This is a genomic window from Streptomyces lacaronensis, from assembly GCF_047337785.1.
Lineage (GTDB): Bacteria > Actinomycetota > Actinomycetes > Streptomycetales > Streptomycetaceae > Streptomyces > Streptomyces lycopersici.
Genome location: NZ_JBLHDK010000003.1, coordinates 10,200,022 through 10,215,797 on the forward strand (window position 1 = coordinate 10,200,022; position 15,776 = coordinate 10,215,797).

Below are 15,776 nucleotides of genomic sequence, written 5' to 3' on the forward strand. Positions count from 1 at the left end.
AAGGCTGAGGGCATGGAGCTCGATCCCACGATCAGGACCTTGGCCATGCTGACGCTGCTGCAGTCAGGTGGCGAGCGGACCGCCACCGAGCTGGCCGAACGGCTCGGCACGAGCGTCCGCACCGTGCGACGCGACGCCCAGCGGCTGCGCCGTCTCGGGTACACCGTCGAGGCCCGCCCGGGGCCGGGCAGCGCCTATCGGCTGAGCCCCGGAGCCAGGATTCCGCCGCTGCTGTTCACCGCCGACGAGATCACCGCGCTGGTGGCCGGGCTGCATCTGATCCGCGCCTTCCTCCCCGAGGAGGCGGTCGCGTCGAGCGCGCTGCTCAAACTGGACCAAGTGCTGCCCCGCCCGCTGCGGCGCCGCGCGGCCGCCACCGACCTGGCCACCGAGGTGCTCCAGCAGCCCGGCGCCGTGGTCTCGGCGGCGACCGTCGGGGTGATCGCCGACGCGGTGGCCGAGGACGGCAGACTCCGCTTCCACTACACCGACCAGCACGGCCGCGCCTCCACCCGGCTGGTCGAGCCGTACCGCCACTTCCTGCGCGCCGGACACTGGTACCTCGTGGCATTCGACGTCGACCGGGACGACTGGCGCACCTTCCGCCTCGACCGGATCACCGACATCTCACGGGTGGCGGGCACCTACCGGCCGCACACGTTCCCCGATGAGTCCATCGAGCACTGGCTGACCACCGACTTCGGCCGTGCCACTCACGGCGTGGCGTGACGTTCCGGGACGTCCGAGCCCCGCTGGAAGGTCCGCCGGTAGGCGGAGGGCGTGGTGCCGAGGGTGTCGCGGAAGCGGACACGGAGGTGCGCCTGGGCCAGGGCCGGCAGCCCGGCCGTGTCCGCGACCGTGAACCGATCGCCTCCCACATCGGCGCGTTCGCCGCCCGGCTCCAGGGCTCGGAGGCGGGGCGGTGACCGGCCGAAGACCGGGATCGCCCATGGGCTACATTCACACCTGTGCCCGAATCACCTCTCCACGCCGCCGCCGACGACGGCACCGTGCCCGGCTTCGGCATCGACGCCATCCATGCGGCCGCGCGGCGCCTGACCGGCCATGTGGTCCGGACGCCGCTGCTCAACTCCCCGATGCTGGACGACCTGGTGGGCGCCCGCGTCCTGGTCAAGGCCGAATGTCTCCAGCTGACCGGCTCGTTCAAGGTGCGCGGGGCGCTCAACGCGCTGCTCACCCTGGACGAGGAGGTCCGCCACGCCGGGATCGTGGCCTACTCGGCGGGTAACCACGGGCAGGGCGTGGCCGCCGCGGCGCGGCTCGCCGGGTGCCCCGCGGTCATCGTCATGCCGAACACGGCCCCCCGTATCAAGGTCGACAACTGCCGCTGGTGGGGCGCCGAGACGGTCCTGTACGACCCGCGGACCGAGGACCGGGAAGAGGCCGCCCGGAAGATCATCGAGGAGCGCGGGATGACGCTGATCCCGCCCTTCGACGACCCTCGCGTCATGGCCGGGCAGGGCACCGTTGGCCTGGAGATCGCCGAGCAGGCGCGCGAGTTGGGCCTGACCCCGGACACGGTCCTGGTGAACTGCAGTGGCGGCGGGCTGGCCGCCGGTGTGATCACCGCGCTCGACCACGCGTTCCCCGGCCTCGCGAACCACATCGTCGAACCCGCGGGCTTCGACAAGATGGCCCGGTCCCTCGCCGCCGGCCGCGTATGCGCCAACCCCCACCCGCCGGGCGGCCTCATGGACGCCATCTCCGGCCCGGTGGCCGGTGCCCGCCCCCTGGCCGTCCTCCGCCACTACGACGTCACCGGCCTGACCGCCACCGACGAGGAGGCCCTGGCCGCCATGGCCACGGCCCACCGCCTCCTCAAGCTCGTGGTCGAGCCGGGCGCCGCCGCGTCCCTGGCGGCCCTGCTGTCCGGGAAGGTGGACGTCCGGGGCAAGGTCGTGGCGCTCGTGGCGTCGGGCGGCAACGTCGATCCGGCGGTCTACCGCGAGGCCCTGGCGGGCTGAGACCGTTCCACCGAGGAGCACTGCGCCGACATCGCCCCGGCGGGGAAGGCGGCGGCCACCGGTGTGGGCCTCACCACGGTGCGCCGCGGACTGCACTCGCTGCTCCCGTCACGGATGAGCCTGCGCTGCGACCTCGCCCGCTCACCGTTCGGATGGCCGCGGTCCGCGGTCTGCTTCGCGTCCGTACCGGCCCAGCACCTGGAGGAGACCAGCCGTGTGCTGTCCGGCTGCTGCACCCGCACGGCCCGCGCCCGTCCGACACGAGCCTCGCCGCGGGCCCCGAAGCCCATACCGCCCAGGCCACGGACCGTTGACGGGCGTGGAGCGGGCCCCGGACACCGATGGCCGTCGATGTCCGGGGCGCGCGGGGACGCCCTGCCTCAGGCGCCGGGGACGAGGGAATCGTCCTCGGGGTGGGCGCCGGGGAGCTGGTGCCGGGCGGCGATCAGGGCGGCGTCGATGTCCCGGGTGCCGGTGACGACGCACAGCGTGTACGAGACGTCGGCGAGCCGCTGCCGCGCCTCGGGGCTGCCGTTCTCGGCGTGCAGCGTGCGGAGGGTCTCGTACTGCTGGACGAGGTCGGTCAGTACGGCGGGGTGGGCCATGAGCATGGCAGGCTCCCTTCTTCTCCTGGGACGGGACGGGACGGGGCGGGGCGTCGCTATGCGTGGACCGGGATCCGGCCGGGCTGGGACTCGGCCTCGACCTGGTTGCGGATCCGGGCGCAGCTGCGGGAGATGAGGCGGGAGACGTGCATCTGGGAGATGCCCAGCTCCTCCGCGATGCCGGCCTGGGTCATATCGCGGAAGAACCGCAGATACAGGATGTGCTGCTCCCGTTCCGGGAGCCGGTTCAGGCACGGCTTGACCGATTCCCGGGCGATGACGGTGTCGTAGCGGGTCTCGGACCGGCCGAGGGTGTCGGCCAGGGAATAGCCGTCGTCCGCGCCGGCGAGTTCGGCGTCCAGGGACAGGGACCGGAAGCTGTCAATGGCTTCCATCCCGGTCAGGACGTCCTCTTCGCTCATGTCGGCGGCCTCGGCGACCTGGGCCACGGTCGGGGAGCGGTCGGTGCCTCCGGCCGCGGCGAGGTCCTGAATGGTGGCGCGGACCCTGTTGCGCAGCTCCTGCACCCGCCGGGGGACATGGAGGTCCCAGGCGCAGTCGCGGAAGTACCGCTTGAGTTCCCCGACGATCGTGGGGATGGCGTAGGGCTGGAAGGCGCCTCCGCGTTGGGGGTCGTAACGGTCGACGGCCTTGACCAGACCCAGGGCGGCGACCTGCTCCAGATCCTCCAGATTCTCCCCGCGGTTGCGGTAGCGGCGGGCGAGGCGGTGGGCCATCGGCAGCCATGCCTCGACCAGCTTCTCGGCCAGGGCCTCCCGCTCGGGTCCCTTGGGCATGGCGGCCAGCCGCTCGAAGTCGGCCGCGGTGTCAGGGGTGTCGTCGTGGCGGCGGCGGGCGCCTGCACACATGGCGCTCATCAAGGTCCTCTTCTCTCCCTGCTTGGTTCGCTGTTCAGCGGAGCGGGAGGCCGGCACGGCACATCTGGGGCTCATAGCGCGCGGCGCGCGCCTCCCGCCAGGTGTGCCTGCCTTCCGAAGCACCTTGGTCACTCACTCTTCTAGCCAGGGCCATGGAACTCAAACCAATGGATTCATGAATTCTGGTTCGTGTTCGACTCTCTCGACGCCGCCGCTGGCACGGCGACGGGGGTGGAGTGACGTGGGCCACGCCGGGTCTACGGTCGCGTCAGTTGCCCATGACGCGACGCCAGATGGTGACGGTGGTCGCGGTCGCGGCGGAGAAGTCCTTCTCGGGGGAGCAGGCGGCGCGGTAGAAGGCCCGTTCCGTCAGCCAGCACAGTGCGTGGGCCAGCGCGGCGGCTCCGTCGGGGCCGCTCTCGTCGGGGATGCCCGCCCGCGTCAGCACCTGGGTCATGGTGCGGGCGAAGGCTTCGACCGTGTCGTTCCAGGCGGCTCCGATCACCGGATGCAGCGCGGAGTAGTCCACGGCCGCCCGCATGACGGTGCCGTGCTCGCGCCAGACCCGCTCCACGCCCTTGACGGCCCGTGCCATCGCCTCGACGGGTGGGGACGTCGCGTCCTGCGCCGTGCTGTCGGCCTCGGCCCGGATGGTGCGCAGGGTGCGCTCGACGAGGGCGGCGAGGACCTCGTGCTTGTTGCCGAAGTAGAAGTAGAGGGAGCCGCGTGAGATCCCGGCGCCTTTGGCGATCGCCTCGACCGTGAGCTCCTCCAGACCGGTGTGCTCGAGCAGCGCCTCGGCGGCGTCCAGGAGGGCCTGCTCGCGCAGGTCTCCCTTTCTCGGGGCGGCACTGCGCCTTCCCACGGTGATCTCCCCTGATCGGCTTTTCCGAGCACTGTACTTCCGCCGGACAAGGACTCAGGACTCGTCCGGCGGCGGGTTCACGCGCTGGTGATCTGCGCTCCGTCGGGGAAGTCCGTCGTCCGCGACAGCTTCTCCCAGCCGCGGATGTCGTCGTCCACCGCCTGCCGGGCCGCCGCGACCAGGCGCAGCGCGTCCGAGCCCAGCACCAGATGGGCGGGGGGCTCCGGGACGTCGAGGATGTGCAGCAGCGCCTCGGCGGCCTTCCGCGGGTCGCCGAGCTGATTGCCACTGGCCGCCATCCGCGCCTCGCGGATCGGCGTGAACAGCGCGTCGTAGTCGGCGATGGTGCGTTCCGCGCGGGTCATCGACCGGCCCGCCCAGTCCGTACGGAACGAGCCGGGCTCGATGGCCGTGACATGGATGCCGAACGCGGCGACCTCCTTACGGATGCTCTCGAGCATGCCCTCCAGCGCGAACTTGCTGCCGCAGTATGCCGACATCCCGGGCACCGCCATCAGGCCGCCCATGGAGGTCACCGCCATCAGGTGGCCCGCGCGGCGCCTGCGCATACGAGGGAGGACGGCCTGAAGTGTCGCCGCGGCCCCGAACACATTGGTCTCGAACTGCGCCCGGACCTCCGACAGCGGTGTCTCCTCGAAGATCCCCTCCAGGCCGTACCCGGCGTTGGCGATGGCCACATCGAGCGGACCGACGGCCGCCTCGACCTCGTCGACCACGGCACGTACGGCCACGTCATCGGTGACATCCAGCCGGCGCGCATGGGCCCGTCCCGGCGCCAGGGCCTCGAATGCCTCCCGGTCGGCTTCCCGGCGCACGGTGCCGACCACCGTGTGCCCCGCGTCGAGCGCTCCCTCGGCGAACGCCCGGCCGAGCCCACTGCTCACACCGGTGATCAGGAAGGTCTTCATCTCCGCTCACATCCCTTGGCCGCGGCAGTCACGCCGCGCATAGGCTCCGGCCTCTCTCCCCTTAAATCTACACCACGTCGATTTTTTTCGTCGTGACGTAGCCCGGGGCTGGCGGACCCTGACGGGAGCGGTCGCGCCGTGGGGGTCCCGAGGTCTGACCTCCACCCGCGCGCATGCGCCCCAAGACGGACGCCGTCGTGCGCCCAGGGCGGATATGGCCGGGTGCGGGTGGATGACAGCCTCCGGGTGTCGGAACAACCCCGCACACAGGAGCCGCCGCCATGTCCACCAGCGCAGCGCCACTCGCCCCTCCTCCCTCGCGACCGCGTTCCGCTGGGGCTCGCCGAGTGGGAGTACGACGCGATGCTCATCCCCGGCTGGGGGTATCTGGCCGTGCCGTTGCTGTCCGCGGCGCAGGAGGTCCTGGCCTTCCCCGGTAGCCGCCGAGCCTGCCCTTGTGGAAGACCAGGGGCTCCCCGGGGCCGGTGGCCATGCGCAGTACCCGGGCGATGACGATGAGGTGGTCGCCGCCGTCGAGCTCCTGCTCCGGTTCGCAGTCGATCCAGGCGACGGCGCCGTTGACGCGCGGGGCGCCGTCGGGGGAGGGGTGCCACGCCACATCGGCGAACTTGTCGCCGCTCTTGCGGGACAGCGACCGGCACACCGCGTCCTGTCCCTCGGCGAGGACGCTGGCGCTGAACCGGCCGCCGCGACGGACCCTGGGCCAGCTGCTGGAGGTGCGGGCGATGCTGAAGGCGACCAGCGGAGGTTCGAGGGAGAGCGATGCGAAGGAGCCGACGATCAGGCCGACGGGCTGCGCCGAGGCGGGTTCCACGCCGGTCACCGCCACCACACCGGTGGGCAGATGGGACATGACGTGCCGGAAGTCCAGCTGGTCGATCCGGAGGCCGGAGGCGGTGGTCGGGGCGGTGGCCATGGTGATGCTCCCTTCGATGTGGTGGAACGGCTGAGATCGCGCGCCGGTGCGCCGGCGGTCGGCCGGCGCACTGACGGTCAGGCCAACGCGCCAACGGCGCCCGGCAGTTGGTCGCCCTCACGCCGCGCGGCGCGGATCCTGGAGGCCGGGTGGTCGGGCAGGGTGCGGCGTCGGCCCGCGCCGTAGAAGCTCTCGCGCAGGGTGGTGGCCCGCTCGTCGTAGGCGTCGCGGGCCAGGCCCTGCCGCCGTAGCTCCGGGAGCGCCAGCTCGATGAAGTCCTCCCAGCCGCCGGGCTTGGTCGCGTAGCTGAGGTTGAATCCGTCGAGGTCCGCCTTGTCCCGCCAGGTGCGCAGCTCGGCGGCGACGGTCCGCGGGGAGCCGACGATGACCGCGCCGGTGCCGCCGATGCCGATGAACTCGGCGATCTGCCGGGCGGTCCAGGTCCGGGTGGGGTCCGCCTTGGAGAACATCTCCACGATCGAGCGGGAGCCGTCCACATCCGCGTACTGGAGCGGCATATCCGGGTCCAGCGTGCTCAGGTCGATGCCGGTCCAGCCCGCGTACCGGGCCAGCGCGCCCTCGTAGCTCACCTGCGCCAGGTGGCGCTCGTACTTCTCCCGCGCCTGTGCGTCGGTGGGCGCGACGATCACGGTGATCAGGGCGAGGATCCGCACGCTCCCGGGGTCGCGGCCCGCCTGCGCGACCGCGGTCCGGATCCGCTCGACACTGTGCCGGGTGAGCTCGGGCGTCATCGTGTTCACGAAGACCGCTTCGGCGTTACGCGCGGCGAAGAGCAGACCGCGCGAGGAGGCACCGGCCTGGAAGAGCATGGGCGTCCGCTGCGGGGACGGCTGGCACAGATGGACGCCGGGGACGTCGAAGTAGGTGCCCTTGTGGCCGATGGGGTGGATGCGCCGCGGATCGAGATAGGCACCGGCCTCCGCGTCGCGGATGACCGCGTCGTCCTGCCAGGAGCTCTCCCACAGCTTGTAGCAGACCTCCAGGTACTCGTCCGCCATGTCGTAGCGCTTGTCGTGCGGGATCTGCGTACCGAGCCCGAGGTTGCGCGCGGCCGATTCGCTGTAGGAGGTGACGATGTTCCAGCCGACCCGGCCGGCCGTCAGATGATCCAGCGTGCTGAACTTGCGGGCCAGCGCGTACGGCTGCTCGTACGTCAGGGACGCGGTGACGCCGAAGCCCAGGTGGCGGGTGACCGAAGCCATCGCCGGGACGATCAGGGCCGGGTCGTTGATCGGGAACTGGGCGGCGTCGCGCATCGCGGCGTCGGGGGACCCGCCGTAGACGTCGTGATATCCGACGGTGTCGGCGAAGAAGATGCCGTCGAAGCAGGCGTCCTCCAGCATCCGAGCCGTGTCGGTCCAGTAGTCCACGTCGGTGTAACGCCGGCCCTCGTCCTCCGGGTCACGCCAGGAACCCGCGGTCAGATGGGCGGGAGCGGCGACGTCGAAGGCGAAGAACTTCAGCGGCTGATTGCTCATGCTGCGCTCCAGGGCGAGAGGCGGGGCCTTCCTGCGGTGAGGGTTCCGCAGAGCACCTGAGGTGGGAGAGGAGGAACGCTTCGACGTTCAGTATGCGAACGTGGCGTCCATATTCAGCATGCTGGAGTCTCGCGAGGGCCGGTGTCAACAGGTGGGCCCGACGCGCCATGTGCCCACGGCGGGGCGGAGTCGATAAATCCCCTACGGGAGCCCGGGAGGGCATGCCGGGGCCGCGGGCCCCGGTGGGACCCCCGGATCGCCCGGGTCATCCGGATCGCCTGGCTCGCCCGGACCTAGGCGGACGGCGGGTCCTGCCAGAACGCCTCGGTCAGGCGGTCGACGATGGACCGCATCTCCTCGAGGGCCTCGGGGATCCGGTCCCGGCCGAACCGGTACCGGGGCCCGTCGAGGGCCAGGATCGCCACCAGGGTCCCGGACGAGTCGCGGATCGGGCGCGCCAGGGACAGCAGCTCTTCCTCGAGTTCGTTGTCGATGACGCCGAAGCCCTGCTCACGGACCTGTTCCAGATCCCTGAGCAGGGTCGCGCGATCGGTGATGGTGCGCGAGGCGTAGGGCTCCAGCCGCTCCGGCAGCAGCGCGAGCACCTGCTCCACGGGCATGTCCGCGAGCAGGACCTTGCCGGTTGAGCTGGCGTGCAGGGGGTAGTGCTCGCCGACCATGTTCCGCGGCACGATGCTGACCACGTGGGAGCCCGCGGCCTCGGCGATCAGCTCGACCCCGCCCCTGAGGTCCGGCACCGACAGGGTCACCGACTCGTTGAACCTGTCGGCCAGCTCCTGAAGCAGGGGCTGGGCGCGGGCGGCGAGGCCCGCGTGGGGGTCCGCGTAGCGGCCGAGCCGGGCCAGCTCCCAGCCCAGGATGTAGTTGTTGTCGACGCGGTCGACGAGCCCGCTCTGCTCCAGGCTGTACAGCAGGCGGAAGGCGGTGGGCCGGGAGATCCCCGCCGCCTTGGCGAGGGTGGTGACGGTGGCTCCGGACCGGGGCTGGGCGGCCAACTCGCGGAGCAGCCGGACGCCTTTGGTCAGGGACTTGTTGGTCATGTCCGCCGGTCCGGACGTGTCGCTCATGGGGCCCTTTCGTCGTGCCGATCGCCGTACGGAGTCGCTCCGCGCGCGACCTTTCCCCCACCGTACCGTCGGCCTGTTCGGGGAGTGAACGCCGTCACCGCGACGAGCCGGGAGTCGCGGCCGCGCGAGGTCTTGACAGTGGGGCGGGGTGTGCGGCCCACTATCGGTAGGCGTTTATATGAACGTCACGTTCAATATGTGGACGCGCCTCGGAGTCGAGCTCTACGAAGGAGGACTCACGTGCCCGGGCAGGCGGACGTCGTCGTCATCGGGGCCGGAGTCGCCGGCCTGATCACCGCTCGCGAACTCGGCCGGAAGGGAGCGCGGGTCGTCGTCCTCGAAGCGCGCGACCGGATCGGCGGCCGGACCTGGACCGATCACCGGCTGGGGCGGGACCTGGAGATGGGCGGCACCTGGGTGCACTGGGTCCAGCCGCACGTCTGGGCGGAGATCACCCGCTACGGCCTGGAGATCACCCGCGGTCCCCGCTCGGAGGAGACCTACTGGCTCGCCGGTGACCAGGTGCGCCGCGGGACCCTGGACGACTTCATGCGCCTCATCGACCCGGGCATGACCCGGCTGCTGGAAGACACCATGAAGTGGATCCCCCGCCCGAACGCACCGCTGACCGTCCCACGGCTGGCCGACGTCGACCAGTTCAACCTCCAGGAGATGCTCGACGACCTCGAGCTGTCCATCGACGAGAGGAACGCCAACGAGGCCGCGTGGGTCGGCCACTTCAACGCCCCGCTCGACCGGTGTGCCTACACCAGCGCCCTGCGCTGGACCGCCGCCACCGCCGGGTCCTGGCACCTCATGCACGAGGCATCCGCGATCTTCCGGCTCACCGGCTCCACCCGGAGCCTGGTGGAGGCCATCGCCGCCGACGCGGAAGCCGACATCCGCCTGTCCGCACCGGTCCGTTCCCTCACCCACGACGCCCGCGGCGCCGAGATCACCTACGGCGACGGACACACCATCACCGCCCGGCGTGTGGTGATCACCGTGCCGCAGAACGTCCTGCACCAGCTCGACATCGCCCCCGCGCTGCCGGACGGCAAGCTCCGCCCCAGCCTGGAGAAGACCGCCTCCCGTGGCGCCAAGGCGTGGATCCGGGTCCGCGGCCCCATCAAGCCCTTCTTCGCCTACTCCTCTCAAGCCCACCCCCTCGCCGTCGTGCGCACCGAGTTCATCGGGGAGGACGACGCCGTGCTGGTCGCCTTCGGCCCGGACGCGACCCGGATCGACGTCAACGATCCGCAGGCCATCGACGCGGCTCTGAAGGTCTGGCGCGACGACCTGGAGGTGGTCGAGGCCGGCGGCCACGACTGGATGGCCGATCCCTACTCCCAGGAGACCTGGCTGATCCAGCAGCCCCACCACCTCACCCGCTACCACCGCGCCCAGCAGGAGAACACCGGAGTCCTGCACTTCGCCAGCAGCGACTACGCGAACATCTGGGCCGGTTTCATCGACGGCGCCATCGAAAGCGGCACCCGAGTGGCCCGCCAGGTCCACCGGGACCTCCAGCGGCCCTCCGGCGGCTGACCGGCACGCCGTGGTCCCCCCCGAGGGTCCCTCATGTGGTGATCTCCCGGTGCATGGTCCGGAGCGCCGTAAAGGCGGCGCACCCGCTCATGCGGGTCCAGTTTCGCGACGAACTCATCGATGGTCTCCAGCAGTTCGGAGTATGGCGTGTCCGTCATACCCGCCTGGATGGCGCGAGGCACGGACATGCAGGTCGTCGAGGTTCCGCAGGATGAGACACCAAAAGGTGTCCATTGACAGCGGCTCCTGTGGTCAGGACGATATGGGATATGCATTCGACGCATCCGGGCGTGCTCTGCCGCTACGTGGACTATCTGCGCACCTCCAGCGCCCTCTGTCGCTGACCGGGCGGTCGCACCGCCCCCGGAGGCCCGGCACCCGTAGCTGACCACCTCCTGTCACCGGACCGGCCCGGAATTCCTCTCTAGGCACCGTGCGTTCCCCGCGCGCGTGCGCGGTGCTCGGGTATCCCGCTGTGCTTGCGACGGTCCGGTGTCCGCCCGCCCCTGCCGCGTACGACTCGCCCGCCCCGAAAGGCAATTGACCCATGCCCGCATCTGCCCCAACGCCCGCGTCGTCGGTCGAGTTCATCGGCATGATCGAGACCCAGGAGGTCTCCGAGACCCGGCCCGCCACCGGCCCGGCGATCGACCCGGAATACACCACTCGCTTCGCCCGTGCCCATGAGGACGCGGGCTTCGACCGGATCCTCATCGGCTACAGCTCCCGTCGCCCCGACGGAACCCAGGTGGCCGCACACGTGGCGGCCCGGACCGAACGGATCGGCCTGCTCATCGCCCACCGCCCCGGTTTCCTCGCCCCCACCCTCGCCGCGCGGGGCTTCGCCACCCTCGACCAGTTCACCGGCGGGCGCGTGGCCGTGCACACCATCACCGGTGGCAACGACGCGGAGCAGCGCAAGGACGGCGACTTCCTGGGCAAGGAGGAGCGCTACGAGCGCACCGACGAGTACCTGGGCATCCTGCGGCGCGCCTGGTCCTCCGCCGAACCGTTCAGCCACGAGGGCCGCCACTACCGGTTGGAGGACTACTCCTCCCAGGTCCTGCCGTACCGGGCCACCGGCATCCCGCTGTACTTCGGCGGCTCCTCCGAGGCCGCCTACCGGGTGGGCGGCAAGCACGCCGACACCTTCGCGCTGTGGGGCGAACCGCTCGCGGAGACCGCCGAGCAGATCGCCTCCGTACGCGCCGCCGCGGCAGCCGCCGGACGTGCCGAGGCGCCCGGGATCAGCGTGTCCTTCCGCCCGATCCTGGCGGCCACCGAGGAGCTGGCCTGGGAACGGGCCCACCGCGTCCTGGACACCATCAGGACCGGGACCGGACGCCCGTTCTTCCACCAGCAGAACGGCGAGCGCGCACCCCAGAACGCCGGATCACAGCGGCTCCTCGCGGCCGCCGCCAAGGCCGACCGCCACGACCGGGCGCTGTGGACCCCCACCGCCACCGCGACCGGCGCGGGCGGCAACACCACCGCCCTCGTCGGCACCCCGGAGACGGTCGCCCAGGCGCTGCTGGACTATGTGGACATCGGCGCCACCACCCTGCTCATCCGTGGCTACGACCCGCTCGACGACGCCATCGACTACGGCCGCCATCTGATCCCCCTCGTACGCCAGGAACTCGCCCACCGCGCCGCCACCGCGCTGTCCGCCTCGTCCGCCACCTCCAGGTGAACCGCTCCGCGACAATGGAACGGCAATGGTGTGCGGCGGAGTACGCCGCGGACGCTGGAGGAATCCTGTGCCGCTGACCTCGAAACCCCTGCGGAAGCTGGGCTTCTTGACCATTGGGTTGTTCGACGAGGCCGACCCCCGCCGTGGCCATGAGTCGACACTCGAGATCATCGAACGGGGCGAACGGCTGGGTTTCGACAGCGCCTGGGTGCGCCACCGCCATCTGCAATACGGCATCTCCTCTCCCATGGCGGTTCTGGCGGCGGTCTCGCAGCGCACCAGCCGCATCGAACTGGGCACGGCCGTCATCCCCATGGGATGGGAGAATCCGCTGCGGCTGGCCGAGGACCTGGCGACGGTCGACATCCTGTCCGGGGGCCGTCTCAACCCGGGGGTCAGCGCCGGTCCGCCGCACCACTACGACCAGGTCAAGGGCGCGCTCCACCCCGACACCGCCGACGCCGAGGACTTCAGCCACGAACGTGTGCGACGGCTGCTGGACTGCGTACGCGGCGAACCGGTCACCGACTTCAGCGGTGTCGAGGGCTTCGAGGTGTTCTCCGACCGCGTCCAGCCGCACGCCCCGGGGCTCGGCCGCCGCATGTGGTACGGCGGCGGCAGCCTGCGGTCGGCGCGGTGGGCCGGTGAGCACGGAATGAACCTGCTCACCAGCAGTGTGGTGAAGGCGGAGGAGTCCGAGGACTTCGCCGAGATCCAGCTCTCGCACATCCGGACCTTCCGCGCCCACCACCCCGACGGCGACCGTGCCCGTGTCTCCCAGGGGCTCGTCGTCATCCCCACCGACACCGCCTCACCGGAACAGCGCGCGAAGTACGAGCGATACGCCCGGCAGCGGCTGCCGCGTACCGCCACGCCCCAGGGGCCGGCGCGCATGATGTTCGCACCCGATCTCGTCGGCACCTCCGAGGACATCGCCGAACGGCTCACCTCGCACGCCGCGTTCCGGGAGGTCGAGGAGGTGGCGTTCGCACTGCCCTTCACCTTCGACCACGAGGACTATGTACAGATCCTCACCGACATCGCCACCAGGCTCGCCCCGGCACTGGGCTGGCAACCGGCCGTCCCGTAGCGCTTCACGAAGGCTTCGCGGGCCTTGTCGGCTTCAACTCGTGCCCGTGCCCGTGTCCGTGCGTGTGCGCGTGGCCGTGGCCGTGCCCGGCTCCCTCGGACGGCGCGGGCAACGGGTCCCCGGCGCGCAGCGGGGCCGCCTCGTATCTGCCCTCGTGGGCGACGATCGGCCGCCGGTCACCGGCGAGTTCGGGGTACCTCTCCTCCAGCTTCTGCCGGGACTCGGCCGTGCGCCGCATGGCGGTGACGTAGTCGCGGTCGCCGCGGTAGGTCCCCTTCCAGGTCTGTGGCATCCGCTCCGGCGGCGGTGGCACGGCGGCGGTGCCGCCGAGGGCGAAGCCGCTGGGGATCTTGCGGGTCGCGGTCCCGCAGTCCGGGCAGTTCGGCAGCGGGGCCGAGAACGACTGGATCACCTCGAAGCGGTGCCCGGTCTCGCAGGCGAGTTCATAGATGGCCATCGGTCCTCCTCACCAGAGCGACAGCGAGCGGTCGAAGATCCCGGCGAGGTCGTCCTCGGTGACCTCGCGCGGGGCGGTGGCCAGCAGCCGTTGCTGCTTCATGGCGCCGTCCACCAGTGCGGGGATGTCGCCCTTGTCGTAGCCGACACCGCCGATACCGTCGGGCATGCCGATGTCGCGCATCAACCGCTGGATCGCGGTGGGCAGATACTCGGCCGCGTCGGCGGGGCGCTCCATCCCCGGGGCGAGGAGCTCCGCGGCCCGCAGATGCCGCTCGGGCTGGGCGCTGAAGGTGAAGCGGAACGCCTCCGGAGCGGTGAGCGAGACGGCCATCCCGTGCGGCACCATCGGCTCGTGTGCGGGGTAGCCCGCCGGGTGGAAGTCCTTCACCCGCCCGGCGATCGGGTAGGCGTTGGCGTGCGGGATGTGCACCCCCGCGTTGCCGAAGCCGAGACCGGCGAAAGTGGCCGCCAGGGCCATCTCGGAGCGCGCCCCGGGGTCCTCCCCGTCGCGGACCGCGGTACGGAAGGACCGCGCGAGCAGGTGCAGCGCCCGCTCCGACCACACGTCGGAGATGGGATTGGCGCCGCAGTACGGCACTCGCTGCTCGGGGTGTTTGCGCGGATAGGTGTCGTACGGGCGGGCCGTGTAGCTCTCCAGCGCGTGGCACAGGATGTCCATGCCGCTGGCGGCGGTCACCCCCGCGGGCAGGGTGAGGGTCAGGTCCGGGTCGATGACCGCGAGCGTGGGCCGCAGCCGGGCGTGGCTGATGCCGGTCTTCACCTTCAGCTCCAGCACGTCGAGCACGCAGATGGTGGTGGACTCCGAGCCGGTGCCGGTGGTGGTGGGGACAGCGATCAGCGGTTTGAGCGGGTTCTCGGGCACCAGCGCCCTGCCCACGGGCGCGTTGACGTAGTCCATCAGCGTGCCGGGGTTGGTGCTCAGCAGGTTGACGGCCTTGGCGGTGTCGATGCTGGAGCCGCCGCCCACCGCGACGAAGGCGTCCCACGGGCCCGACGCCCGCGCGTGGTCGACCGCTTCCCGCAGGCTGACGTCGGTGGGCTCCACATGCGCACCGTCGAAGACATGGGCCTCGATGCCGAACGCGGTCATCCGTTCGGCGATGCGGTGTGGCGCGCCGGTGGCGGCCACCCCGGCGTCGGTGATCACCAGGACCCGGCGGACCCCGTGCCGGGAGAGGTCGAAGCCGATCTCGTCGGATGCTCCCGGCCCGAACTTCAGCGCCGGGGCGCCGTAGGTGAACACGGACTCGGGTCGGGCCGGAACGGTGCTGCTCATACGCGTCCCTCCTGGGGATCGGAGTAGGTCCCGGCGGCGCGGCGAGCCGGGCTCGGAGCGCCGGCCGGGTCCGGACGATCAAGCGTAGAAGCCATCGGGGGCGAGCCGCATCGAGCGCAGCTGCTCGGCGTCGTGGCCGAAGACGACGGTGGCGTCCGACCGCTCGGCGATGCCGCGGATCTTCTCCACCGACGCGTACCAGGCGGTCAGGTCGTTGACGATGGCGGCGGGGGTGGCCGGCGGGCCGTAGGAGTCACCCATGTAGACGGCGTCCGAGGTGAACAGCATCGTCCCGGTCTCCGGCAGGTCCACCTTCATCGACATGGTGCCGGGGGTGTGCCCCGGGGCCTCGATGAGGGTGACACCGGGCAGGATCTCGGTGTCGCCGCTGACGGTGTCGAAGTCACAGGCCGCGTAGTCCGTCTTGAGGTGGGCACCGTTGAAGGCGCCCTCGAAGCCGAAGGCGAACTCCTTCTCCTTCTCGTGGCACACCAGCCGCGCGCCGGTGCCGGTGAACATGCCGATGTTCCCGGCGTGGTCGAAGTGCAGATGGGACAGGACCAGATAGCCGATGTCCTGCGGCTGGACACCGAGCCGGCCGAGCCGCGCGTCGAGATACTCCTCCTCGCTCACCTGGTCGTAGGGGAAGTACTCCTGCAAACCGGTCGGGGCCCAGCGGGTCTCCCAGTCGCGGGGGCAGCTGGTGTCCCACAGCAGTGTCCCCTCGGGGGTCTCCACCAGTACGCAGTGGGTGGTGCAGGAGTACCACTCCGGGGGCCGCTGGTGCTCGGTGCGTGTGCGCATCGTACGGCCCGCCTTGAGCAGCAGCCACGTCAGATCGCAGCTCATCGCTCCGCAGCTCAGGACGTGGACCTTGTTCGCGGTCTTCGCGGTCATGGAGCT

The 15,776-nt window shown here is 71.1% G+C and carries 16 protein-coding genes; 5 read left to right on the top strand and 11 right to left on the bottom strand.

What is annotated here, in order from left to right:
- Positions 1 to 12 precede the first annotated feature (12 nt).
- Positions 13 to 729, top strand: coding sequence for a helix-turn-helix transcriptional regulator (locus ACMTAK_RS44130; RefSeq protein WP_413811360.1), 717 nt, complete (start codon positions 13 to 15; stop codon positions 727 to 729).
- On the opposite strand, the gene ACMTAK_RS44135 is transcribed toward ACMTAK_RS44130, so the two are convergent.
- Complete coding sequence (locus ACMTAK_RS44135; RefSeq protein WP_413811361.1) at positions 714 to 878, bottom strand: hypothetical protein; 165 nt, start codon at positions 876 to 878, stop codon at positions 714 to 716. The genes ACMTAK_RS44130 and ACMTAK_RS44135 overlap by 16 nt on opposite strands.
- Positions 879 to 968: 90 nt before the next feature.
- On the opposite strand from ACMTAK_RS44135, the gene ACMTAK_RS44140 reads away from it, so the two are divergent.
- Positions 969 to 1,985, top strand: coding sequence for a threonine ammonia-lyase (locus ACMTAK_RS44140; protein ID WP_413811362.1), 1,017 nt, complete (start codon positions 969 to 971; stop codon positions 1,983 to 1,985).
- A gap of 380 nt (positions 1,986 to 2,365) precedes the next feature.
- Here ACMTAK_RS44140 and ACMTAK_RS44145 read toward each other — a convergent pair whose 3' ends face one another.
- The 7 genes from ACMTAK_RS44145 to ACMTAK_RS44175 all read right to left on the bottom strand — a co-directional run bounded on the left by ACMTAK_RS44145 (position 2,366) and on the right by ACMTAK_RS44175 (position 8,786).
- A complete protein-coding gene (locus tag ACMTAK_RS44145) occupies positions 2,366 to 2,596 on the bottom strand; it encodes a DUF5133 domain-containing protein (RefSeq protein WP_413811363.1) in 231 nt (76 codons plus the stop codon).
- Between the two features lie 50 nt (positions 2,597 to 2,646).
- Positions 2,647 to 3,468 (bottom strand): SigB/SigF/SigG family RNA polymerase sigma factor, encoded by an 822-nt coding sequence (locus ACMTAK_RS44150; protein ID WP_413811364.1) that lies wholly within the window; start codon positions 3,466 to 3,468, stop codon positions 2,647 to 2,649.
- 268 nt (positions 3,469 to 3,736) lie between these two features.
- The gene (locus tag ACMTAK_RS44155) at positions 3,737 to 4,333 is read right to left on the bottom strand and encodes a TetR/AcrR family transcriptional regulator (RefSeq protein WP_413811365.1); all 597 of its coding nucleotides are present in this window, start codon (positions 4,331 to 4,333) and stop codon (positions 3,737 to 3,739) included.
- Positions 4,334 to 4,410: 77 nt separating this feature from the next.
- Positions 4,411 to 5,262, bottom strand: coding sequence for an oxidoreductase (locus tag ACMTAK_RS44160; RefSeq protein WP_413811366.1), 852 nt, complete (start codon positions 5,260 to 5,262; stop codon positions 4,411 to 4,413).
- A gap of 367 nt (positions 5,263 to 5,629) precedes the next feature.
- A complete protein-coding gene (locus tag ACMTAK_RS44165; RefSeq protein ID WP_413811367.1) occupies positions 5,630 to 6,199 on the bottom strand; it encodes a flavin reductase family protein in 570 nt (189 codons plus the stop codon).
- A gap of 77 nt (positions 6,200 to 6,276) precedes the next feature.
- Positions 6,277 to 7,698, bottom strand: a complete 1,422-nt coding sequence (locus tag ACMTAK_RS44170) for an LLM class flavin-dependent oxidoreductase (protein WP_413811368.1) — start codon at positions 7,696 to 7,698, stop codon at positions 6,277 to 6,279.
- A gap of 293 nt (positions 7,699 to 7,991) precedes the next feature.
- On the bottom strand, positions 7,992 to 8,786 hold the full coding sequence (locus tag ACMTAK_RS44175) for an IclR family transcriptional regulator (RefSeq protein ID WP_413811369.1): 795 nt from the start codon (positions 8,784 to 8,786) through the stop codon (positions 7,992 to 7,994).
- Between the two features lie 240 nt (positions 8,787 to 9,026).
- Between ACMTAK_RS44175 and ACMTAK_RS44180 the strand changes: the two genes are divergently transcribed.
- From ACMTAK_RS44180 to ACMTAK_RS44190, 3 genes are all read left to right on the top strand, one after another.
- Positions 9,027 to 10,334, top strand: coding sequence for a flavin monoamine oxidase family protein (locus ACMTAK_RS44180; RefSeq protein ID WP_413811370.1), 1,308 nt, complete (start codon positions 9,027 to 9,029; stop codon positions 10,332 to 10,334).
- 547 nt (positions 10,335 to 10,881) lie between these two features.
- Complete coding sequence (locus ACMTAK_RS44185) at positions 10,882 to 12,027, top strand: LLM class flavin-dependent oxidoreductase (RefSeq protein ID WP_413811371.1); 1,146 nt, start codon at positions 10,882 to 10,884, stop codon at positions 12,025 to 12,027.
- Between the two features lie 67 nt (positions 12,028 to 12,094).
- Entirely contained in the window at positions 12,095 to 13,117 is a 1,023-nt protein-coding gene (locus tag ACMTAK_RS44190; RefSeq protein WP_413811372.1) for an LLM class flavin-dependent oxidoreductase, read from the top strand.
- 4 nt (positions 13,118 to 13,121) lie between these two features.
- Here the strand turns inward: ACMTAK_RS44190 and ACMTAK_RS44195 are convergent, their stop codons facing one another.
- The 3 genes from ACMTAK_RS44195 to ACMTAK_RS44205 form a co-directional block, all read right to left on the bottom strand.
- On the bottom strand, positions 13,122 to 13,574 hold the full coding sequence (locus tag ACMTAK_RS44195) for an FmdB family zinc ribbon protein (RefSeq protein WP_413811373.1): 453 nt from the start codon (positions 13,572 to 13,574) through the stop codon (positions 13,122 to 13,124).
- 9 nt (positions 13,575 to 13,583) lie between these two features.
- Positions 13,584 to 14,873 carry a hydroxyacid-oxoacid transhydrogenase gene (locus tag ACMTAK_RS44200; RefSeq protein WP_413811374.1) on the bottom strand — a complete coding sequence of 430 codons (1,290 nt, stop codon included), beginning with the start codon at positions 14,871 to 14,873 and terminating at the stop codon, positions 13,584 to 13,586.
- A 78-nt stretch (positions 14,874 to 14,951) separates the two neighbouring features.
- Entirely contained in the window at positions 14,952 to 15,770 is an 819-nt protein-coding gene (locus tag ACMTAK_RS44205; RefSeq protein WP_413811375.1) for an N-acyl homoserine lactonase family protein, read from the bottom strand.
- Between the last annotated feature and the right edge of the window lie 6 nt (positions 15,771 to 15,776).

Excerpts from the sequence above, each read along its gene's own strand:
- ACMTAK_RS44130 (WP_413811360.1), top strand. The coding sequence starts at position 13 with ATGGAGCTCGATCCCACGATCAGGACCTTGGCCATGCTGACGCTGCTG.
- ACMTAK_RS44145 (WP_413811363.1), bottom strand. The coding sequence starts at position 2,596 with ATGCTCATGGCCCACCCCGCCGTACTGACCGACCTCGTCCAGCAGTAC.
- ACMTAK_RS44150 (WP_413811364.1), bottom strand. The coding sequence starts at position 3,468 with ATGAGCGCCATGTGTGCAGGCGCCCGCCGCCGCCACGACGACACCCCT.
- ACMTAK_RS44160 (WP_413811366.1), bottom strand. The coding sequence starts at position 5,262 with ATGAAGACCTTCCTGATCACCGGTGTGAGCAGTGGGCTCGGCCGGGCG.
- ACMTAK_RS44165 (WP_413811367.1), bottom strand. The coding sequence starts at position 6,199 with ATGGCCACCGCCCCGACCACCGCCTCCGGCCTCCGGATCGACCAGCTG.
- ACMTAK_RS44170 (WP_413811368.1), bottom strand. The coding sequence starts at position 7,698 with ATGAGCAATCAGCCGCTGAAGTTCTTCGCCTTCGACGTCGCCGCTCCC.
- ACMTAK_RS44175 (WP_413811369.1), bottom strand. The coding sequence starts at position 8,786 with ATGAGCGACACGTCCGGACCGGCGGACATGACCAACAAGTCCCTGACC.
- ACMTAK_RS44185 (WP_413811371.1), top strand. The coding sequence starts at position 10,882 with ATGCCCGCATCTGCCCCAACGCCCGCGTCGTCGGTCGAGTTCATCGGC.
- ACMTAK_RS44195 (WP_413811373.1), bottom strand. The coding sequence starts at position 13,574 with ATGGCCATCTATGAACTCGCCTGCGAGACCGGGCACCGCTTCGAGGTG.
- ACMTAK_RS44200 (WP_413811374.1), bottom strand. The coding sequence starts at position 14,873 with ATGAGCAGCACCGTTCCGGCCCGACCCGAGTCCGTGTTCACCTACGGC.
- ACMTAK_RS44205 (WP_413811375.1), bottom strand. The coding sequence starts at position 15,770 with ATGACCGCGAAGACCGCGAACAAGGTCCACGTCCTGAGCTGCGGAGCG.